The sequence below is a fragment of the Bacillus sp. M5A3_1b genome (assembly GCF_053345335.1).
This window is the reverse complement of record NZ_JBKEZY010000001.1, coordinates 788287-808679: the sequence shown is the minus strand read 5'-3', so window position 1 is coordinate 808679 and position 20393 is coordinate 788287. Positions and strand designations below refer to the sequence as shown.

Annotated in this window: 22 protein-coding genes and 1 other annotated feature (1 of these 23 running past the window's edge); of the genes, 17 read left to right on the top strand and 5 right to left on the bottom strand. The window is 34.6% G+C overall.

Features of this window, described 5'->3' with window-relative positions:
- Positions 1 to 219, top strand: a binding site (T-box leader) (it extends 32 nt beyond the left edge of the window).
- A 117-nt stretch (positions 220 to 336) separates the two neighbouring features.
- The 8 genes from brnQ6 (at position 337) to srtB (ending at position 10140) form a co-directional block, all read left to right on the top strand.
- A complete protein-coding gene (gene brnQ6 / locus ACLBWW_RS04265; protein ID WP_048544310.1) occupies positions 337 to 1662 on the top strand; it encodes a branched-chain amino acid transport system II carrier protein BrnQ6 in 1326 nt (441 codons plus the stop codon).
- 498 nt (positions 1663 to 2160) lie between these two features.
- A complete protein-coding gene (isdC, locus tag ACLBWW_RS04260) occupies positions 2161 to 2871 on the top strand; it encodes a heme uptake protein IsdC (protein WP_048544308.1) in 711 nt (236 codons plus the stop codon).
- A gap of 23 nt (positions 2872 to 2894) precedes the next feature.
- Complete coding sequence (locus ACLBWW_RS04255) at positions 2895 to 3353, top strand: NEAT domain-containing protein (RefSeq protein WP_098706370.1); 459 nt, start codon at positions 2895 to 2897, stop codon at positions 3351 to 3353.
- Between the two features lie 32 nt (positions 3354 to 3385).
- Entirely contained in the window at positions 3386 to 6631 is a 3246-nt protein-coding gene (locus ACLBWW_RS04250) for an NEAT domain-containing protein (protein WP_447613912.1), read from the top strand.
- 69 nt (positions 6632 to 6700) lie between these two features.
- The gene (gene isdE / locus ACLBWW_RS04245; protein WP_142333957.1) at positions 6701 to 7573 is read left to right on the top strand and encodes a heme ABC transporter substrate-binding protein IsdE; all 873 of its coding nucleotides are present in this window, start codon (positions 6701 to 6703) and stop codon (positions 7571 to 7573) included.
- A 27-nt stretch (positions 7574 to 7600) separates the two neighbouring features.
- Positions 7601 to 8584 (top strand): FecCD family ABC transporter permease, encoded by a 984-nt coding sequence (locus ACLBWW_RS04240; protein ID WP_098131713.1) that lies wholly within the window; start codon positions 7601 to 7603, stop codon positions 8582 to 8584.
- A complete protein-coding gene (locus ACLBWW_RS04235; RefSeq protein ID WP_048544303.1) occupies positions 8574 to 9344 on the top strand; it encodes an ABC transporter ATP-binding protein in 771 nt (256 codons plus the stop codon). Before ACLBWW_RS04240 ends, ACLBWW_RS04235 begins: the two co-directional genes overlap by 11 nt.
- Positions 9345 to 9375: 31 nt before the next feature.
- On the top strand, positions 9376 to 10140 hold the full coding sequence (srtB, locus tag ACLBWW_RS04230) for a class B sortase (RefSeq protein ID WP_048544301.1): 765 nt from the start codon (positions 9376 to 9378) through the stop codon (positions 10138 to 10140).
- Positions 10141 to 10205: 65 nt separating this feature from the next.
- Here the strand turns inward: srtB and isdG are convergent, their stop codons facing one another.
- A complete protein-coding gene (gene isdG, locus ACLBWW_RS04225; RefSeq protein WP_000587825.1) occupies positions 10206 to 10529 on the bottom strand; it encodes a heme oxygenase in 324 nt (107 codons plus the stop codon).
- A 285-nt stretch (positions 10530 to 10814) separates the two neighbouring features.
- On the opposite strand from isdG, the gene ACLBWW_RS04220 reads away from it, so the two are divergent.
- Complete coding sequence (locus ACLBWW_RS04220) at positions 10815 to 12014, top strand: class I SAM-dependent rRNA methyltransferase (protein WP_048544299.1); 1200 nt, start codon at positions 10815 to 10817, stop codon at positions 12012 to 12014.
- 39 nt (positions 12015 to 12053) lie between these two features.
- Here the strand turns inward: ACLBWW_RS04220 and ACLBWW_RS04215 are convergent, their stop codons facing one another.
- Positions 12054 to 12248, bottom strand: a complete 195-nt coding sequence (locus ACLBWW_RS04215; protein WP_001014310.1) for a YwbE family protein — start codon at positions 12246 to 12248, stop codon at positions 12054 to 12056.
- Positions 12249 to 12422, bottom strand: coding sequence for a hypothetical protein (locus tag ACLBWW_RS04210; protein ID WP_048544295.1), 174 nt, complete (start codon positions 12420 to 12422; stop codon positions 12249 to 12251). It lies immediately after the preceding gene.
- Between the two features lie 168 nt (positions 12423 to 12590).
- Here ACLBWW_RS04210 and ACLBWW_RS04205 point away from each other — a divergent pair, with 168 nt between their 5' ends.
- From ACLBWW_RS04205 to ACLBWW_RS04175, 7 genes are all read left to right on the top strand, one after another.
- Complete coding sequence (locus ACLBWW_RS04205; RefSeq protein WP_000018032.1) at positions 12591 to 13283, top strand: response regulator transcription factor; 693 nt, start codon at positions 12591 to 12593, stop codon at positions 13281 to 13283.
- 1 nt (position 13284) lies between these two features.
- Positions 13285 to 14220: a HAMP domain-containing histidine kinase gene (locus ACLBWW_RS04200; RefSeq protein ID WP_098123511.1), complete on the top strand. Its 936-nt coding sequence runs from the start codon at positions 13285 to 13287 to the stop codon at positions 14218 to 14220.
- 125 nt (positions 14221 to 14345) lie between these two features.
- Entirely contained in the window at positions 14346 to 15269 is a 924-nt protein-coding gene (locus ACLBWW_RS04195; protein WP_000221077.1) for an ABC transporter ATP-binding protein, read from the top strand.
- On the top strand, positions 15262 to 15423 hold the full coding sequence (locus ACLBWW_RS04190; protein ID WP_048544288.1) for a hypothetical protein: 162 nt from the start codon (positions 15262 to 15264) through the stop codon (positions 15421 to 15423). Before ACLBWW_RS04195 ends, ACLBWW_RS04190 begins: the two co-directional genes overlap by 8 nt.
- 34 nt (positions 15424 to 15457) lie before the next feature.
- Positions 15458 to 16162 carry an ABC transporter permease gene (locus ACLBWW_RS04185; protein ID WP_098641680.1) on the top strand — a complete coding sequence of 235 codons (705 nt, stop codon included), beginning with the start codon at positions 15458 to 15460 and terminating at the stop codon, positions 16160 to 16162.
- A 34-nt stretch (positions 16163 to 16196) separates the two neighbouring features.
- On the top strand, positions 16197 to 17069 hold the full coding sequence (locus ACLBWW_RS04180) for a DUF4097 family beta strand repeat-containing protein (protein ID WP_116443094.1): 873 nt from the start codon (positions 16197 to 16199) through the stop codon (positions 17067 to 17069).
- Between the two features lie 26 nt (positions 17070 to 17095).
- Positions 17096 to 17791: an ABC transporter permease gene (locus tag ACLBWW_RS04175; protein ID WP_048544284.1), complete on the top strand. Its 696-nt coding sequence runs from the start codon at positions 17096 to 17098 to the stop codon at positions 17789 to 17791.
- Positions 17792 to 17854: 63 nt separating this feature from the next.
- Here the strand turns inward: ACLBWW_RS04175 and ACLBWW_RS04170 are convergent, their stop codons facing one another.
- Both ACLBWW_RS04170 and ACLBWW_RS04165 read right to left on the bottom strand, forming a co-directional pair.
- A complete protein-coding gene (locus ACLBWW_RS04170; RefSeq protein ID WP_048544282.1) occupies positions 17855 to 18187 on the bottom strand; it encodes a YfjL-like protein in 333 nt (110 codons plus the stop codon).
- Between the two features lie 136 nt (positions 18188 to 18323).
- Positions 18324 to 18827, bottom strand: a complete 504-nt coding sequence (locus ACLBWW_RS04165) for a DinB family protein (RefSeq protein ID WP_046958777.1) — start codon at positions 18825 to 18827, stop codon at positions 18324 to 18326.
- Positions 18828 to 19161: 334 nt separating this feature from the next.
- Here ACLBWW_RS04165 and ACLBWW_RS04160 point away from each other — a divergent pair, with 334 nt between their 5' ends.
- A complete protein-coding gene (locus ACLBWW_RS04160; RefSeq protein ID WP_447613911.1) occupies positions 19162 to 20352 on the top strand; it encodes a BclA C-terminal domain-containing protein in 1191 nt (396 codons plus the stop codon).
- The last annotated feature ends 41 nt before the right edge of the window (positions 20353 to 20393 follow it).

Below are 20393 nucleotides of genomic sequence, written 5' to 3'. Positions count from 1 at the left end.
TGACGATTCTCAGAGAGGGAAGCCTAGGCTGCGAGCTTCCTAATACGGAAAGACAAACTTACCACCTCTAAACTTCAAGAGTGAACTGCATGATGCATTGTAATTCTTGGCGGATAAAACCGTTATCAATTTACACGAGCTATAAAATGAGCTTATTTTGTTATAAATTCATTTTATTAGAATAAGGGTGGAACCACGATTTCAACACTCGTCCCTTTGTTAGGGACGGGTGTTTTTTGCGTTCTTTTACGGGGAAGTATGCTTGAAAGAGGATATGTGACGGTCTTTAATTCAGAATATTTTGTTAATATAAAAATATGTAGGAGGTTAGTAGAAATGAAATCATCTTTAAAGTTTTCTGAGATGTTTGCAATAAGTTTAATGTTGTTTGCACTATTTTTCGGTGCAGGTAATATGATTTTCCCGCCGGCTTTAGGGCAAGGTGCTGGAACAGACGTATGGATCGCGTTATTTGGCTTTATCGTAACAGGTGTTGGATTACCTTTATTAGGGGTAATTGTTATAGCTCTAAAGGGAGATATTAATGAGCTAGCGGGACGTGTACACCCTGTATTCGCACTTGTTTTTATCACTGCAATTTATTTATGTTTAGGCGTATTCGTAAGTGTTCCGCGTACAGGAACAGTTGCTTATGAAATGAGTGTTGCACCATTTTTACCAAGTGAGATAGCAGGTCAATCTTATCCACTTGTTATCTTTACATTCATTTTCTTTGCAGTAACTTTCTATTTAGCTTTAAACCCATCGAAATTAGTGGGCCGCATCGGTAAAGTATTAACTCCGATTTTGTTAGCTGTTATAGCAATTATCGTAGGTAAAGCAATTATTACACCAATTGGAGAATTTGGTGCACCGACAGAAGCGTATAATGCTCCGCTCTTTAAAGGTTTTATTGATGGATATTTAACTTTAGATGGACTTGCAGCACTTGTTTTCGGAAATGTTGTTATTAATGCTTTAAAAGCAAAAGGCGTTACAAATAAGAACAGCATTGCAAAAGTAACAATCTTTGCAGGATTTATTGCAGCGCTCGGTTTACTACTTGTTTATTTAGCACTTGCTTATCTGGGAGCTTCTAGTGTGTCTCTTGGAATGGGAGCAAACGGAGGAATTATTTTAACAAACGTTGTAAATCATTTATTTGGTAGTTACGGAACTTTATTATTAGGGATCGCAATTACAGCGGCATGTTTAACAACTTCTGTAGGTATTGTTGCAGCTTGTGGGGAATATTTTTCTTCCTTATTACCAAAGCTTTCTTATCAAAAGGTCGTTTTCATCTTCTGTGTATTAGCATTTATGGTAGCAAACCTTGGGTTAACTCAGTTAAACGCATTAGCATTACCGATTTTAATTGCAATTTACCCAATTGGTATCGTACTGATTGTATTATCACTTGTTGAAAACTATATTCGTCTTCCATTAGCTATGTATGTAGGCGGTATTGTAGGAGCATTTGCAATTAGCTTCTTTGATGGATTGCATAATGCAAATCTTCAAGTAGCGGCCCTTGCTCCTATCTTAGATAAAATTCCACTATATAGTGTAGGGATTGGTTGGCTAGTTCCGGGTATCATTGGAATTGCAATTGGATATGTAGTTTCTTTATTTCAAAAGCAAGAAGTTGCTGTAGAAAAATAGTGAAAAGAGGCTTTCTATGAAAGAAAGTCTCTTTTTTTGTAGAAAAAATTGCATATAGGGAAATTTAGATATTAAAAATTTTATACGTAATATAGTTGACAAAAAAATTAGCATTAGGCTAAGATTGACTTAGTTGTGGAAATATTGGAAGGAAAGTGAGGAGTGAAAGGTATAAGGTTTTCTATAACGATATCATTTTGTAGATAGAGGTGATAGAGTAGGAGAATGGTTAGTTTTATTTTTTTTGACCTTCATTGAGAATGATAATCATCAAAAGAAATAGGGACTTATGTTAAAATGTAAATCGCTCTTTATAAGGAATAGGGAGGGATATTATTTTTAACACGCAGTGAGAATGATAATCAATAATATCTACATTACATAAATAAATTACAATTAAATAATGATAGAGGATTATTATTTTTTTCTTATAAATTGAGAATAATTATCATTTTCAAAAAGTATGGATGAAAGATAAACAAGGAGGAAGTAAGCCAAATGAGAAAGATTTCTGTATTACCCGCTTTTATTATGACATTCGTATGTATGCTAGCTTTTTTCGTAGTGCCATTTGGACAAGCTTCGGCAAATGTAGCTGACGGTACTTATGATATTAACTATGTCATACAAAAAGCAGAAAATGATTCAGCTTCAATGGCAAATGATTATTTTGAAAAACCAGCTAAGTTAATTGTGAAAAATGGTGAGATGAGAGTACAAATTCCGATGAATCATAGTGCTTGGATTACAGAATTTAAAGCACCAGAGAACGGGAACTTTGTTGATGCAAAAGTTGTTAGTAAAGATGAATCTGCAGATAAAAGAACTGTAGAGTTTAAAATAGACGATTTATCTAAGCCAGCAGCTGCAAAAATTCATGTTGTTGTACCTAACGTAAATTATGACCATAACTACACAATTCGCTTTGCGTTTGATGCAAATGTAAAAGCGGTAGGTGGAGAAAATAAAGCAACTGCTACAACAAAGAATACTGATCAGACAAAAACAGATACAAAAGTAAAAGAAGAAGTGAAGAAAGAAGAGAATAAAGAAACAAATAAAGAGGCAAGCAAAGGAACAAATGAAAGTGGTAAAGCTGAAAAAACAGATAACCCAAAAACAGGCGATGAAGCACGCATCGGATTATTTGCAGTGTTAATTCTTATTTCAGGTGTTTTCTTAATTCGTAAAGTGAAGTTAAGTAAATAAATCTTTTGAAGGGTGATGAATATATGTTTAAACAATTTAAAATGATTATTGCCGTATTTGCTGTTTTATTTACGTTTATAGCAACACTAGGTTTACAAGATACAAAGGCTGCTACAAAATTGGCTGATGGAAAATATAATATTGCTTTTACTGTATGGAAAGGCGATAAAGATGAATCATCTAGAATGAATAGTTATTTTGAAAGTCCGGCAACATCAACAGTTAAAGATGGAAAACAATATGTTTCATTCAAAGTGAAAGATAGTACTTCTATTAAAAGTTTACAAGTAGAAAAAAATGGTCAATTCGTAGAAGCTACTGTGTTAAGTGAAAATACAAAAGAGAATACTAGAGTTGTAGAATTTGAAGTTGCTGACTTGTCAAAAAAACTAAATGGCAAGGTGAAAATTAATATCCCAATTATTAATTATAATGCTTCATATGATATTCGTTTTGTATTTGATGGGAACAGTATTAAATAATTAAAAAATTTTCAAAAGGGAGAGTCGTTCCATTGAACAGGTATGTAAAAATTATTGTTGCTATGTTTTTAATGGTATTTACATTCGTATCAACATTACAACCACTTGCAGTTCAAGCAGCAAGCCAACTAGCTGACGGTGAATATTCAATCGGTTTCAAAGTTCTTAAGGACACATCAGATGAAGAATCTATGATGAATCAATACTCTGTAAGTCCAGGGACTTTAAAAGTGAAGGATGGGAAGAAGAAGGTATCCTTTACGTTAACGAATAGTTCATGGATTACGAAATTTGAAACAGAAAAAGCAGGTCAGCTCGTTGAGACAAATGTAATTAGTGAAGATAAAGAACAAAATACAAGAGTAGTAGAATTTGATGTGGAAGATGTAGAGAAGATATTAAATGCAAAAGTAAAAGTTGATATTGACGCGTTTAATTATCATCATTACTATGACATTCGTATTTCATTCGACCAAAATAGTATTACACCGATTCATGTAGAAAAACCAAATGAAAAAGAGGATCCAGCAAATAAGCCAGATCCAAATGAAAAACCGGATCCAAGTCAGAAGCCCGACCAAAAGCCTGACCCAGATCAACAACCCAATTCTAACACAATTAACGATGGGAATTATAGTATTCCATTTAAAGTGTTAAAAGATCAAACAGATGAAGAATCTAAGATGAATACTTACATGGTAAATCCAGGAGTATTAAAAGTAGAAAACGGTAAGAAAAAGGCAATTGTAACACTAACAAGTAGCTCATTAATTAAAAATTTCCAAACGGAAAAAGATGGCGCATTTGTTGATGCAAAAGTAGTGAGTGAAGATAAAGAAAAAGATACAAGAGTAGTAGAGTTTGAAGTGGACGATTTATCTAAAAAAATAAATACAAAAGTATTTATTGAAGTGGCATCACAAGGTTACAAGCAAACACATAATGTACAACTTTTATTTGAACAAGATAAACTTGAACAAATTAAAAATGAAGAAAAACAACCGGATGGAGATAAAAAGCCGGAAGTAGAAAAACCAGAAGTTGAAACAATGAAAGATGGAGAGTACAGCATTCCATTTAAAGTATTAAAAGATAAGACAGATGAAGAATCTAGAATGAAAGACAAGCTAATAAGTCCAGCAGTATTAAAAGTAGAAAACGGTAAGAAAAAAGCGACTGTAACATTAACAGATAACGCATCAATTAAAAATTTACAAACAGAAAAAGATGGTTCATTTGTTGATTCGAAAGTAGTAAGTGAAGATAAAGAGAAAAATACAAGAGTAGTAGAATTTGAAGTAGACAGTTTATCTAAAAAGTTGAATGCAAAAGTATTTATTGAAGTGGCATCACAAAATTATAAACAAACGCATGAATTACAACTTCAATTTAATCAAGATAAACTTGAGCCAATTAAGAACGAAGAAAAGCAACCAGATGGAGATAAAAAGCCAGAGGTAGAGAAACCAGAAGTAGAGAAGCCGAATGTTGAAACAATGAAAGATGGCGAATACAGCATCAGTTTCAAAGCTTTAAAAGATCAAACAGAAGAAATTTCAATGATGAACACGTATACGAAGAGTCCGGGCGTGTTAAAGGTGAAAGATGGTAAAAAATATGTATCATTCACATTAACGAATAGTGCATGGATTACAAAGTTTGAATTTGAGAAAAATGGTTCGTTCGTTGATACGAGTGTATTAAGTGAAGATAAAAAAGCTGATACACGCGTAGTGGAAGTAGAAGTAGATGATTTATCTAAAAAGTTAAATGCAAAAGTAAAAGTAGATATCGATTCAATGAATTATCATCATTTCTACGACATTCAATTTGCATTTGATAAAGATAGCGTTAAACCGTTAGACAACCAAGGCGGAAACGATAACCAAGGCGGAAACGACAACCAAGGCGGAAACGATAACCAAGGCGGAAACGACAACCAAGGCGGAAACGATAACCAAGGCGGAAACGATAACCAAGGCGGAAACGATAACCAAGGCGGAAACGATAACCAAGGCGGAAACAATAACCAAGGCGGGAACAATAACCAAGGCGGAAACGATAACCAAGGCGGAAACAACAACCAAGGTAACAACACAACCATTGATCCAAAAGCCCTTAAAGATGGTGAATACAGTATTGGCTTTAAAGTTTTAAAAGATAAAACAGAAGAAATTTCAATGATGAACACATATACAAAGAGTCCAGCTGTACTAAAAGTGAAAGATGGCAAGAAGTATGTATCGTTTACATTAACGAATAGTGCATGGATTACAAAATTTGAGTTTGAGAAGAATGGTTCTTTTGTTAACGCAAAAGTCTTAAGTGAGAATAAAGAGAAAAATACAAAAGTAGTAGAGTTAGAAGTAGATGATTTATCGAAAAAATTAAATGCAAAAGTAAAAGTAGATATTGATGCAATGAATTATCACCATTTCTACGATGTTCAATTTGTATTTGATGAAAATAGTATTAAAGCTTTAGGTAATCAAGGCGGAAATGATAACCAAGGTGGAAACGACAACCAAGGTGGAAACGACAACCAAGGCGGAAACGATAACCAAGGTGGAAACGACAACCAAGGCGGAAGTGACAACCAAGGCGGAAATAATCAACCAAAAGTAATAGTTGATCCCAAAAATTTAGTAGATGGTGAATATGATATTCCATTTAAAGTGTTAAAAGATAAAACAAATGAGCTTTCAAAGATGCATGACTATACTGTACATCCAGCAAAATTAATCGTTAAAGATGGTAAAAAGTACATTGAGATGACGTTAAAAAATAGTGCATGGATTACAAAATTCCAAACGGAAAATAACAGTCTTTTTGCTGATGCGAAAGTAGTAAGCGAAGATACAAATGCAAATACGAGAGTAGTGCAATTTGAAGTAAGTGATTTATTTGCAAAATTAAATGCAAAAGTAAAAGTTGATATCAACGAAATGAACTACCATCATTTCTACGATGTCCAAATTCAATTTGATACAAATAATATTGGTGCGTTAGGAACGATTAAAGAGGATCCAAAAAAAGATCCGAAAAAAGATCCGAACAATCCAGTAATTACACCGAAAGTAGATAATGTGAAAAAAGTAGATAATCCTGATTTTAACCGAAATGCAGATGATAAGAAGAAAAAAGAAGATCAAAAAAATGATTCAAAAAAAGAGAAAAACTCAAAAACGGCAGATACAGCACAACTAGGTTTATACATGGTGCTATTGCTTGGGTCACTTGCTTTACTAGTTCGTAAATATAGAGCAGGAAGATTGTAATTTTTGGAGTCTTGATGCATGTTCGCATGCATCAAGACTTGTTTCATATTATTTGGAAAGGAGTGGTGATTGAGAGTGAAGAAAATTGCTAGTGTACTAATGGCTATCATTCTATTAGTGAGTATAGCTGGATGCTCGGCGCCTAAAAAAGAAGCAGCAAAACAGGTAAAGAGTGAGAGAATTGTTGCAACGACAGTTGCTGTTACTGAAATTATGGATGCGTTAGAAGTAGATTTAGTTGGTATTCCAACAAGTACGAAAGATTTACCAAAGAGATATAAAGGTTTACCTGAAGTCGGGAATCCGATGAGTCCTGATATGGAAAAGGTAAAATCGTTAAAGCCGTCAGAAGTATTATCCGTGACAACACTTGAATATGAATTAAAGCCAGTTTTTGATGGTGTGGGCATGAAAGCAAACTTTTTAGATTTAACAAGCTTGAAAAATATGCAAAATTCCATTAGCGATTTAGGTAAGCAATATGGACGTGAAAAGCAGGCTGAAGCAGTTGTAACGAAGTTAGATAACAAGGTTACAGAGATTAAAACAGCAGTAAAGGGAAAGAAAGAACCGACAGTGCTTATTTTATTAGGTGTACCAGGGAGTTATTTAGTAGCAACAGAGCATTCTTATATTGGAGATTTAGTGAAACAACTAGGTGGTAAAAATATTGTGCAAGGTGAACAAGTAGAGTATTTAGCTTCTAATACAGAGTATTTGAAAAAAGCTGATCCGGATATTATTTTACGAGCAGCTCATGGTATGCCTGAAGAAGTTGTGAAAATGTTTGATAAAGAATTTAAAACAAATGATATTTGGAAGCACTTCGCTGCAGTTAAAAATAACCGTGTTTACGATTTAGAAGAGCGTTTATTTGGAACAACAGGTAATTTAGCAGCAATGAAAGCTTTAGATGAATTGAAAAAAATGATGTATCCGTGATGCATTTTAATATAAAGGAAGAGTGGAATGAATAAAAAAACTTGGAGTTTCCTCATTGTTACTGCATTACTTATTGTTATGACATCATTGTCAGCGATGAAAGGGAGTTTAGAAATAGGTATTGCTGAGCTTGTGCAAGGGATATTTACAGGGGGGAATGAAGATGTTGAAGTGATTAAAGATTTACGTTTCCCACGTATTATTATTGCACTATTTACTGGAGCAGCTCTGGCCGTTTCAGGTGTGCTTTTTCAAGCTGTTATGAAAAATCCACTTGCTGATGCTGGGGTAATCGGGATATCTTCTGGGGCAAGTTTTATGACACTTGTTATTATTACGTTATTCCCGCAATTCTTTTTCTGGACACCCGTATTCGCCTTTTTAGGTGGTGCGTTTGCATGTTATCTCGTTTATGCATTTTCATGGAAGTCAGGGTTAAGTCCGCTTCGCATTATTTTAGTTGGTATAGCTATTAATGCAATGTTCACTGGATTAAATGAATCGTTCATTACGATTTGCGGATACTTCATTAAGAGTATTAAGCAAACGACGACTTCTAACATAACGATGAAGACGTGGGGCGATGTAGAAATAATGGTTACATATGGAACAATTGGTCTTATTCTTGCTCTGTTTGTAGGAGCTTGGTGTAACTTATTATCGCTACAAGATAAGACTGCGAAAAACTTAGGTTTGCACGTGACGAGAGTTCGTCTTATTATTTCTGCTATTGCAGTACTTTTAGCAGCAGTATCAACAGCAATTGCAGGTGTTATTGCTTTCGTAGGATTACTCGTTCCGCACATTTCAAGACAACTAGTCGGTTCGGATCATAAAGTATTAATTCCATTTTCTGCTCTTGCAGGAGCGTTATTAATTTTGACGGCGGATACGATTGGAAGGTTAATTGTGCCACCTAACGAAATTCCAGCGGCGACGATTATGGCAGTGATTGGTGGCCCATTCTTAATATTCTTGCTTAGAAAGAGTGATAAAGTTCATGGAAATTAAAAATGTAACCTTTTCGTATGATAATGTAACGGATCGATTAAAGTCGGTTAGTAGTGAAATAGAAATTGGTAAAATTACAACAATTATTGGTCCAAACGGTTGCGGGAAATCGACATTACTTGGCGTCATGTCAAGAAATCACGACCCTCGTAGCGGAGAGATAATACTGGATGGAAAGGCGATTAGTCAATATAAACCGAAAGAGTTTGCTAGAAAGTTAGCCGTTGTCCATCAACAAAATGAAGCACCGGCAGATATGACGGTAGAGAAATTAACAAGTTATGGTCGTATGCCTCATAAAAATATTTTTTCCTCGCAAACTGATGAAGATAGAGAAGCAATCGAAGGGGCTTTAGCATGTACGAATTTACTAAGTAAACGTGATAAAGAGATTCATGCTTTATCTGGTGGAGAAAGACAACGTGTTTGGATTGCTATGACGTTAGCTCAGAAAACACCAATGCTCTTTTTAGATGAACCGACCACCTATTTAGATATTTATTATCAACTTGAAATATTAGAGCTAGTAAAAGAGTTAAATGAAGTACATGGATTGACAATCGTTATGGTATTACATGATATCAATCAGGCGATTCGCTATAGTGATCATATCATCGTTATGAAAGACGGCGAAATTGTTACGAAAGGTAAGCCGAATGATGTTGTGACAGAAAGTATGATAAAGACGATATACGGTGTAGATGTCGTTGTAAAGCAAGATGAAGATACAGGGTTGTATATGGTCCCAATGGGCATTTAAATATGCGAACAATCCGTTTTGAGGTGATGATTTGAGTAGTAAAAAAGAACGGAAGAAGAATTCTTTTTTTCAACGAATACTTACAGTTGTTTTTTTAGGTACCTTTTTCTATTCAGTATATGAATTAGGTGATATTTTCATGGATTACTATGAAAATCGTAAAGTAATGGCCGAAGCACAAAACATTTATGAAAAGAGTCCGATGGAAGAGCAATCACAAGACGGGGAAGTACGTAAACAGTTCAAAGCTCTGCAGCAAATTAACCAAGAAATAGTTGGATGGATTACGATGGATGATACACAAATTAATTATCCAATCGTTCAGGCGAAAGACAATGATTACTATTTATTTCGTAATTATAAAGGTGAAGATATGAGAGCAGGAAGTATTTTTATGGACTATCGTAATGATGTGAAATCTCAAAATCGAAATACTATTTTATATGGTCACCGTATGAAAGATGGTTCTATGTTTGGAAGTTTAAAGAAAATGTTAGATGAAGAGTTCTTCATGTCGCATCGTAAATTATATTACGATACATTATTTGAAGGATATGATCTTGAAGTGTTCTCGGTGTATACAACAACAGCTGATTTTTATTACATTGAAACGGATTTTAGCAATGATACGGAATACACATCATTTTTGGAGAAAATTCAAGAAAAATCGCTGTACAAAACGGATACAAAATTGACAGCGAGTGATCAAATCGTAACACTTTCGACGTGTGACTATGCACTTGATCCGGAAGCAGGAAGGTTAGTCGTGCATGCGAAACTAGTAAAGAGACAGTAAAAAAAGTATAGAATATGAGAAGTGGTAACGCTTCTCATATTCTATACTTTAAAAAAGAAATATGTTTACTGTGCTGCAGCCATTGGCATACGTACAACTTCAACATTGTAGTAAGTGATCTTATTATCAAGAATATATTCTGGCATCCCGCCTTGATGTGAGTGAGCATCTTTAAATGCTGAGCTCTTCGTCCAACCTTGGAAATCTTCTTTTGCATTCCAGCGTGTGCTAATTGTTACTTCATCATAATCAACTGTATTTTGCGTTAAAAGAACTTCTAATCCTAAAAAGCCTGGCATCGTTTCGACTTGACCTACTTTATTAAAACGCTCAATTAATTTATGTCCATTTCCCTTTGTAATTTTAGCTGTATTTGTAACAATAATCATGTTTTATTCCTCCTATAAATGTAGCCTTTATTTTCGAGAACTCACATACATTAAATGATAATGAAAATCATTATCATTGTCAATGGTAAATGTGAAATAAATAAGTTTTTTTATTATTTTGGACAGTAAGATTTCCATTTCAAAATGTAGTACATATGTGGCGGTTAAGCGAGTTGTACTAGCAAAGCGATAATATGGTATAGTGAAACGAGGTTATTTTTTAGCCTCGTTTTTTATATGCTTCCTACGAATTAGAAAGCATGCAAATGGAAAGGAAGTTATTATATGCGATCAGAAGTAACTGTAAAAATAAAACCGAAATTTATAAAAGAAATTAAAAGTGGATATCCGCTTATTTTAAAAGATGCAATTCAAAATTTAAATGATGTTCAGGAAGAAGGAACAATCATTAAAGTAGTAGATGAGAAGAACAATTTTATCGGAAAAGGTTATTATGGAAAACAAAATAAAGGATACGGCTGGATTTTAACGAGAAAAGAGAGTGAACAAATTAATCAATCTTTCTTTGAAAGTAAAATAAAATCTGCCTTACATAAACGAAAGCAATTTTACAAATCAAGTGATACGACAGCATTCCGTGTCCTAAATGGTGAAGGTGATGGCCTTGGAGGCTTAATTATCGATTATTATGACGGCTATTATGTAGTAAGTTGGTATAGTGAAGGGATTTATACTTTCAGAGATGAGATTATAGCAGCTCTTCAGAAAGTAGCAAACTTTAAAGGGATTTATGAGAAAAAGCGTTTTGATACGAAAGGGAAATACATTGAAGGCGATGATTTCGTAGCAGGAGAGCGCGGCGAGTTCCCACTTATCGTAAAAGAAAATGGTGTGAACTTTGCGGTGTATTTAAACGACGGAGCGATGGTTGGTGTATTTTTAGATCAGCGTAACGTTCGAAAACAAATTCGTGATAAATATGCGACAGGGAGAACAGTGTTGAATATGTTCTCTTATACAGGTGCTTTCTCTGTATTTGCAGCGCTTGGCGGAGCGAGCAAAACGACGAGTGTGGACCTGGCAAATCGTAGTTTAAGTAAAACGATTGAGCAGTTTAGTGTAAATGAAATAGATTATGAAGCACAAGACATTATTGTAGAAGATGTATTTCTTTACTTCAAATATGCAGCTAAGAAAAAGATGAAATTTGATATGGTTGTACTTGATCCTCCAAGCTTTGCACGCTCAAAAAAATATACATTTAGTGCAGCGAAAGATTATAAAAACTTATTAAAAGAAACAATTGCGATTACAGAAAATAATGGAATTATTGTTGCCTCTACAAATTGTAGCGCATTTGATATGAAAAAGTTTAAAGGATTTATCGATACGGCATTTAAAGAAATGAATGGCAAATATAAAATATTAGAAGAACATTCTTTACCAGAAGATTTTCGTACCATTGATCAATTCAAAGAAGGAGACTATTTAAAAGTAGTTTTCATTGAGAAAATTAAAGGGTAATAAAGAAAAAGGAGCTCGAGTTTACTTGAGCTCCTTTTCTTATTGAACGATATTTTGTACTCTACCGACTTGCCCGTCCTGCAATCGCACTTTAATGCCATGAGGATGGGAAGGGGAGTTTGTTAAAATATCTTTTACAATTCCACGTGTTAATTTGCCTGTTCGTTGATCTTGTTTTAATACAATATCAACTTCAAGACCGGGTGCGATATTAGAACGTTTTTGTCCGTTCATTTATACACCTGTACGTCTACGCTGATTGTTTGTTTTCTTCGTTTGTTGGTTTTGTAATTTTTTCGTTGCTTGGCTTTGATTTGTATTATTTGCACCATTTCCATTTCCTTGCTTTTTCTTTGCAAGTTGTTCACGCATTAAATCAGCTAAGCTTACTTTTTTGTTTTCTGACATGATAAGTCTCCTTTATATAAAGTTAATTATGAACAATAGTAGTGAATTTTATCATATCATTGTTATGGAAGGAAGGGAAGTTGGTTTGAAAATTCATATAATTGTTTCCAGTCTGTAGTAGTTACGATACAATTGAATTGTTAACGTTTGTAAAAAGGGGATAGACATATGTCACATCATATTTTATTAGTTGAAGACGATATTTCAATTCAAGAGATGGTGGAAAAGTATTTAATAAAAGAGGGCTTTCAAGTTACAATCGCATCTGATGGAGAAGAAGGCGTGAACACATATTTAAAAGGTTCATTTGATTTGATTATCCTCGACATTATGATGCCAAAGCTAGATGGCTTAGAGGTTGTGCGAATCATTCGGGAAAAAAGTGCAGTTCCGATTTTAATGATGTCGGCAAAAGATACAGATGTTGATAAAGCTGTTGGATTAGGACTGGGAGCAGATGATTACATTTGTAAGCCATTTTCTATGATTGAATTGGCTGCACGTGTAAAAGCGGGTATTCGGAGGTCTACGAAATATTCGGCTACAGAAACAACAGAAAAGATGATTCAAATTGGTGATTTAGCAATTGATCCAATTAATTTTACGGTTGAAAAAAACGGAAAGCCCCTCAAACTTACTTTAAAAGAATTTGAGATTTTAAAGCTATTCGTAAAGAATCAAAATCGTGTATTTACGAAAGCGCAAATATATACGTTAGTTTGGAACGAAGAGTATTACGGTGACGATAACGTTATTAATGTTCATATGAGAAGATTGCGTGAGAAAATCGAAAGTGATCCATCTAATCCAGAATATATTAAAACTTTATGGGGCATCGGCTATAAATTGGAAGTGATGTAATATGGTCAATTTGTTAATAGGTATTATTTTCATATTGTTATGTATCATTTACATACAATATAAAATGAGAAAAAATAGTAGTAAAAATTTACGATACACATATGAAAAGTTAGAAAGTATTGTAAATGGACAAACAGGTGAGAAGTTACTCGTTATGACAGATGATCTACAATTACAAAAATTATTAGTAGCAATTAATCAACTATTAGATGCAAAACAAAAAACGAATGCAGATCATGCAAAAGTAGAAATTTCGATGAGAAAAATGCTTTCAAATATTTCACATGATTTAAAGACGCCACTAACAGTTATTCTTGGATATACAGAAATGTTAAATAAGGATAAAACGATGAATAAAGAAGAACAGCAAATATTACTTGAAAAGGTGCATGTGAAAACACTAGAAGTAATGGAACTGATTCATAAGTTTTTTGATTTAGCAAAATTAGAATCTGGTGACAAAGCAATTGAGATGACGAAAGTAAATATGAATGAAGTTTGCCGCGAGAAGATTTTATCTTTTTATGATTTAGTGACTGCGAAAGGATTTCAAGTTCATATTGATATACCAGAAAGAAATATATATGCACTTGGAAATGTAGAAGTATTAGGTAGAGTATTGAATAATTTAATATCAAATGCAATTACATATGGAGACGATGGAAAGACACTTGGTGTGACGTTAAGAGATGATGAAACGAGTGTGTATATAGATGTATGGGATACAGGGAAAGGAATTGATGAATCTCATATTGATAAAGTGTTTGAGCGTATGTACACACTTGAAGATTCCAGAAATAGATTGTACCAAGGAAGCGGTTTAGGGTTAACGATTACGAAAAGGCTTGTGGAAGCGATGGATGGAAAAATACATCTTTCTAGTAAGCCATATGAAAAAACGATTTTTACAGTTGTATTAAAAAAGATGCTGTTTTAGCTTGTAGAGAATTAGATTCTACAAGCTTTTTTTCAGCGTAAGGAATTTGTAAGGAATGGGTAAGAAAAAAGAGATTTCCATTGTCTATTATAGAAATATAAAGTATTGCGAAAGGGGAAAATGACATGACATATATATTAAAAACGAATCAGTTAACGAAAGTGTTTAAAGGAAAAGAAGTTATTTCTAGCGTTAACATGCATGTGAAAAAAGGAGAGATATACGGTTTCTTAGGACCAAATGGTGCAGGTAAAACAACGATTATGAAAATGATCACAAATTTAATAAAACCGACGAGCGGTGATATTGAAATTTTCGGTGAGAAGTTAACAGATACATCTTATGAATTGTTAAAGCGTATGGGGACCATTATCGAATATCCAATCTTTTATGATAAATTAACGGCGAAGGAAAACTTAGAATTACATTGTGAATATATGGGGTATTACGACAAGAACGCAATTGATCATGCTTTACATTTAGTAAAACTGCACGGTATAGATGATAAAAAAGTAAAAGATTTTTCATTAGGGATGAAGCAACGACTTGGTATTGCAAGGGCGATCATGACAAAGCCAGAACTACTCATTTTAGATGAGCCAATTAACGGTTTAGATCCAATAGGTATTAAAGAATTACGAGACTTATTTAAAATGCTTTGCAAAGAATATGGCATTACGTTATTAGTCTCTAGTCATATTTTAGGTGAGATGGAACTAATGGCGGATACAATTGGTGTAATTCAAAATGGAAAACTAATAAAAGAAGTTTCAATGAAGAGCATTAACGGAAAACAAACAGAGTACATTGAAATTACTGTTCCTGATGTGAAGCGTGCAGCTTATATTTTAGAAGATAAACTCGGTATAAAAAATTACAAAATAATGAGTGGAAACATGATTCGTGTGTATGATACGTCAGCGACGCAACAAGCTATTTCAAAAGCACTTATTATGAACGATGTAGAAATTGAAAGTATTAATAAGAAACATAGTTCCTTAGAAGAATATTTCTTAAATGTAATGGATGGAGAGGGCATTCATGCTTAATGGATTGTTAGTGAATCTAGTAAGTGGGTTAATTGTAATGTTCATAAGTGGGATTTTATATTATAGAAAACCTGAGCGGAAATGGTCGTTAATTTTACTAGTGATAGGGATGTTAAGCGTAGTTACGGCTGGAATTAGAATGTTAGTAGCATAGAGATAGTTATGTCAGTAATGGAGGCGTGGTTTATATGTTTAAATTAATGAAACTTGAATGGAGAAAACATCAATTATCTAGTTACTTTAAAGGGGTAGCCATTTGTATTATAGCAATTTTTGCTGCGGTAAGCCTTATGGGGTTGGGAGCGAAAGGTGAAGCAGATGCGGCGCTCACTGATTTCACAAAATATATGACTTTAGCAAATATTTTTATAAGGATAACATTTCTTATTTTTAGTGCGGTCATTTTATCGCGTTTAGTAATTGATGAGTATAAGAATAAAACAATACAACTACTATTTATGTACCCATTGCAAAGGAAAAAGTTAATGAGAGCGAAATTAACAATTGTTTTTAGTTTTTGTTTTATTAGCATGATTGTCGCTACGTTCACTATTAGTTTGCTCATATTTTTTATGAACCCAATGATAGGGCTAATTGAAACACCTATTACGATTGGTGAAATAATAGCTACTGTTCCAGCTACCTTTATAAGTGCATTTATGATATCTGGTATTAGTTTAATTCCTTTATTTTTTGGGATGAGAAAGAAATCTACACCGACAACGATTACTTCTGCAGTAATAATTGGGATGCTAATGAATAGTAACGTTGGTCCTGGAAACGGTCAAGTAAGTATGTATGATTTTATATTTATCCCAATTGTACTCTGTTTATTAGGAATTTTTATTAGTTATCTTTCGTATCGTAAAATCGACAAGATTGATGTGGCATGAAGCAAGCCTAAAACAAAAACGAACTGGGGTATGAATGTTGAAAAAAATAATAGTAATTGCAATTTTATTTCTGACAATTGCTAGTGTGGTTTTTGGCTTTAAGGTATTTCAGGGGAAAGATTTTAAGAAAGAAAAGTCTTTTGAGATAGATCATATAAAAGAAATAGAAGTGGACAATGAAGACTGGGATATTGAATTTAAAGGTACAGATGCTAACAAAATAGTGATTTTGGCTCAAGGTAAACGAGTAGATAAAGAGATAGATCCTGTCGAAATAGAACATGAAGGGAATAAAGTTATAGTTAAGCAAAAACAAAAGGCGACCAGATTTTTTAATGGTTTTACGTTTAGGAAGAAAAATAGTATATCTATAGCTATTCCGAAGAAAGAAATAGATAAAATTGTATTAAATAATAAATCGGGTGATGTAAAAATAAGCGATATAGAAGTGAAAAATATCGTGACAAAAGGCAAGTCTGGAGATGAAATGATTACAGGACTATCGGCAGAGAAGGGTGAATTTACATCCGAAAGCGGAGATTTAATGTTAAAAGATAGTTCATTACAAGAAGTAAATATAACTTCTACTACTGGCGATAATTATGTGAAAAATATAAAAAACGAAAATATGAACATCACTTCAACATCTGGGGAAGTATTACTGAAAGATATGAAAGAAGGAAAATCGTTATTTGTAGAAACAAAATCAGGAGATATTGGCGTACGGTATAAAGGTGTTCCGACATCTTTAAAACTTACGGCTAAAAGTAATTCGTCTGACGTAATGGTGAATGTAAATGGACTTAAGAAAGATAAAAATACAGAAAAAATAAAAGCGGGAACCATTGGTGATGCAAAAAACGAAGCGAAGTTTTCAAGTGAAACAGGAGTCATTTATATTGATTAAGTCTTATGAGAAAGGAGGACACTATCATGCTACGTCTTATGAAGCTAGAAATGAAGAAGTTTAAGCTTGGATGGTATGTAAGGGGAGTGATTATTGCAAATATCGCTATACTGGCATTATTGATCTCTATGAGCATCATTTCTCAAATAGAAGGAGATCCAGAAATAAGAGATCCACAGATGATTTTGTTAGCGGCTAGTACATTAGTAAGAGCAACATTTATTATTTTTGGTAGTGTCTTAATCGCAAGGTTAATAATTGGCGAATATAAAAATAAAACAATACTACTTATGTTTTCTTATCCTATTAACCGAAAGAAAATGATGGCTAGTAAGTTGGCTATTACAGCGATAGTAACATTTATAACAGTTATTGTATCTAACATTTTAGTAGTAGGAATTTTCTTTGGGATAGATAGCTATTTTTCAATTCTTCCTAATTCATTCACAGTAGATCAATTGGTGCAAGAAGGAATAAAACTAGTTCCTTTAGCCATTGCAACTGCGGGAATGAGTTTAATCCCTCTATATTTCGGAATGCGTAAACGTTCAGTGCCAACTACAATTGTTTCATCTCTTATCGTTGTCTCAATTGCAATGAATAGCAACCCAGAGTTTCCCACAGCAACTTTTCTTCCCCTTCAACTAGCACTTGCAGCAATTGGAGTGGTGATTGCATATTACGGAATTAAAAATATAGAGAAGGAAGATATAACTGTATGATAAGAATACGTAAAAAAGAGTTGGCGTTACACCAACTCTTTTTTGTATATGTATGCTTCGTTACTACTCTGTAAATTTGGAGTGTTTGCTTAAATACGCTTGTACTTCTGGAGAAATATTAAAGTTATTAGGACTTTTATATTCGATAGTAAACTCTCCGTCTTTATTTGTTTCAAAGGCGATTGCATAGCTATTCATTTTAGCATCGTAAGAAGTGTTTTTGACTTCTGCATCTAGATTAAAATATTTTGTAATATAATCTTTTGATTCCGTAATTGCTGCTTGTTTTCCCCAAGGGGTACCATAACTTGTGAAATAAAGAGATGCGCTGATAACTCCAATAATAGAAGTTAGTAAAACAGTTCCCATAACTATTTTTTTATTTTTTGTATTCAATTTGGTTGCTCCTCTTCATAATATGTATTCATTTTAACGTATTTTTCCATAAAACAACCATTTGGTAAAAATAGTTTCACATGAAACAAGTTACAGAAAAAGACAAGATGTGTAAACACCTTGTCTTTTTCTGTAGTTACATTTTAGGAGCTTCCATTCCAGCTGCAGCCCATTCTTCTTTTGCAGGACCATATACGCCAGGGACTGTTAAGCCGGCTTGTCGCATTAAAACCGTCATTTGTCCGCGATGGTGATTTTGATGATTAATAAGTGTCATTAAAAATATAGAATTCGGCATAGGACGACCAAAGAAGTCATTAATAGTAGCTAAGTCTTTATCCGTCCATTCGCCTTGAAGAGCTTCAACAAAAGCTGCATTCACTTTACGGTATTGATCAGCAATTGTTGTTGCAGAAGTTGGTACAGGATAATCTTTCGTTTCTCCTTCAAACTTAAGCCCTGTGCCAGATAGTATAACTGGAATTGCCGTCACGATATGCCAAGCAACTCTGCCTAACGTCCAGTGTCCAGGTGCAATTTCTTGTGACAAAGATTCATCTGTTAATGCATTGAGCATCTTTTGAGTAGACTCAGCCTCGTATGTCCATGATTGCAAGAAGCCTTCAATAGTTTGGTACATGTTATCCCTCCTCGTTATGTTCATAGGTTACATTCGTGAAAAAAAGATAGTTTCCTTTTGACCTTATAAGAATGAATAAAAAAGGAGACTTCTTCCCACTATTCTTCCTCATCCACTATAAGAAATAAGGTGCTCCAAGTACGAGAACATCAAGCTGTTTTATTAAGAAAAAGAATTTCGTTTGAGCAAGAAGGCGAAAGTACAAGCAAAAGGAGTGAGAATCACATGTAATAATTATTAGAATGTACGGAGTAAAGTTGTTCTAGGTTATTTATAGGTGTTTTTTTATGTGTTGCTTATACTTAAAAGATTGAATTTGAAGGAAGGGATCAGCATGTATTCATGGAGCAATAATATAAATGGATATTGTGGGTGTAATAATCAAAATGGTGTACATGTTGATTCATGTTGTTTTAGTTGCGATGGGACAGTGCCTAAGCTAGGCCCAACAGGTCCGACGGGAGCAACAGGTGACACAGGTCCAACAGGAGCGACAGGAATAACGGGAGCAATGGGTCCAACAGGAGCAACGGGAATAACAGGTTCAACGGGTCCAACAGGAGCGACAGGAATAACGGGAGCGACAGGCCCAACAGGAGCGACGGGAATAACAGGTCCAACAGGAGCGACAGGAATAACGGGAGCAACGGGTCCAACAGGAATAACAGGAGCAACAGGTCCAACAGGAGTGACAGGAGCAACGGGAATAACAGGGGCAACGGGTCCAACAGGAGCGACAGGCCCAACAGGATCAACGGGTCCAACAGGAGCGACGGGAATAACAGGTTCAACAGGTCCAACGGGAGCGACGGGAATAACAGGATCAACGGGTCCGACGGGAATAACAGGTTCAACAGGTCCAACGGGAGCGACGGGAATAACAGGATCAACGGGAGCGACGGGAATAACAGGTCCAACGGGAGCGACGGGAATAACAGGTTCAACGGGTCCAACAGGATCAACGGGTCCGACGGGAGCAACAGGTCCAACAGGATCAACGGGATCAACGGGTCCAACAGGTTCAACAGGAATAACAGGAGTGACAGGAGCAACGGGTCCAACAGGTTCAACAGGAATAACAGGATCCACCGGCCCAACGGGAATAACAGGTACAAGTATCACAGCGACGTATGCATTTGCAAATAATACGTCGGGAACAGCGATATCGGTACTTCTTGGTGGAACGAATGTCCCGCTTCCAAATAATCAAAACATCGGTCCAGGAATTACTGTTTCTGGTGGAAGTACAGTATTTACGGTTGCGAATGCTGGGAATTATTATATTTCATACACAATTAATATAACGGCTTCATTATTAGTCAGTTCACGGATTACAATTAATGGAGCACCACTTGCTGGGACGATTAATTCTCCTGCGTTAGCAACTACATCATTTAGTGCAACAATCATTACAACTCTTGCAGCAGGAGATGCTATTAGTTTGCAACTATTTGGTTTGTTAGCTGTTGCCACATTATCAACAACTACACCAGGAGCTGTGTTAACGATAATAAGATTAAGCTAAATAATAACTCTCTTACTTTTTTAAGATTAGGAGAGTTGATA

Bases quoted from the DNA above. Each gene is read 5' to 3' on its own strand.
- ACLBWW_RS04200 (WP_098123511.1), top strand. From the start codon at position 13,285: ATGGTCAATTTGTTAATAGGTATTATTTTCATATTGTTATGTATCATT.
- ACLBWW_RS04215 (WP_001014310.1), bottom strand. From the start codon at position 12,248: ATGAACGGACAAAAACGTTCTAATATCGCACCCGGTCTTGAAGTTGAT.
- ACLBWW_RS04175 (WP_048544284.1), top strand. From the start codon at position 17,096: ATGCTACGTCTTATGAAGCTAGAAATGAAGAAGTTTAAGCTTGGATGG.
- isdC (WP_048544308.1), top strand. From the start codon at position 2,161: ATGAGAAAGATTTCTGTATTACCCGCTTTTATTATGACATTCGTATGT.
- ACLBWW_RS04205 (WP_000018032.1), top strand. From the start codon at position 12,591: ATGTCACATCATATTTTATTAGTTGAAGACGATATTTCAATTCAAGAG.
- ACLBWW_RS04185 (WP_098641680.1), top strand. From the start codon at position 15,458: ATGTTTAAATTAATGAAACTTGAATGGAGAAAACATCAATTATCTAGT.
- ACLBWW_RS04160 (WP_447613911.1), top strand. From the start codon at position 19,162: ATGTATTCATGGAGCAATAATATAAATGGATATTGTGGGTGTAATAAT.
- brnQ6 (WP_048544310.1), top strand. From the start codon at position 337: ATGAAATCATCTTTAAAGTTTTCTGAGATGTTTGCAATAAGTTTAATG.
- ACLBWW_RS04190 (WP_048544288.1), top strand. From the start codon at position 15,262: ATGCTTAATGGATTGTTAGTGAATCTAGTAAGTGGGTTAATTGTAATG.
- ACLBWW_RS04195 (WP_000221077.1), top strand. From the start codon at position 14,346: ATGACATATATATTAAAAACGAATCAGTTAACGAAAGTGTTTAAAGGA.
- isdG (WP_000587825.1), bottom strand. From the start codon at position 10,529: ATGATTATTGTTACAAATACAGCTAAAATTACAAAGGGAAATGGACAT.
- ACLBWW_RS04240 (WP_098131713.1), top strand. From the start codon at position 7,601: ATGAATAAAAAAACTTGGAGTTTCCTCATTGTTACTGCATTACTTATT.
- ACLBWW_RS04255 (WP_098706370.1), top strand. From the start codon at position 2,895: ATGTTTAAACAATTTAAAATGATTATTGCCGTATTTGCTGTTTTATTT.
- ACLBWW_RS04180 (WP_116443094.1), top strand. From the start codon at position 16,197: ATGTTGAAAAAAATAATAGTAATTGCAATTTTATTTCTGACAATTGCT.
- ACLBWW_RS04210 (WP_048544295.1), bottom strand. From the start codon at position 12,422: ATGTCAGAAAACAAAAAAGTAAGCTTAGCTGATTTAATGCGTGAACAA.
- ACLBWW_RS04165 (WP_046958777.1), bottom strand. From the start codon at position 18,827: ATGTACCAAACTATTGAAGGCTTCTTGCAATCATGGACATACGAGGCT.
- ACLBWW_RS04235 (WP_048544303.1), top strand. From the start codon at position 8,574: ATGGAAATTAAAAATGTAACCTTTTCGTATGATAATGTAACGGATCGA.
- ACLBWW_RS04220 (WP_048544299.1), top strand. From the start codon at position 10,815: ATGCGATCAGAAGTAACTGTAAAAATAAAACCGAAATTTATAAAAGAA.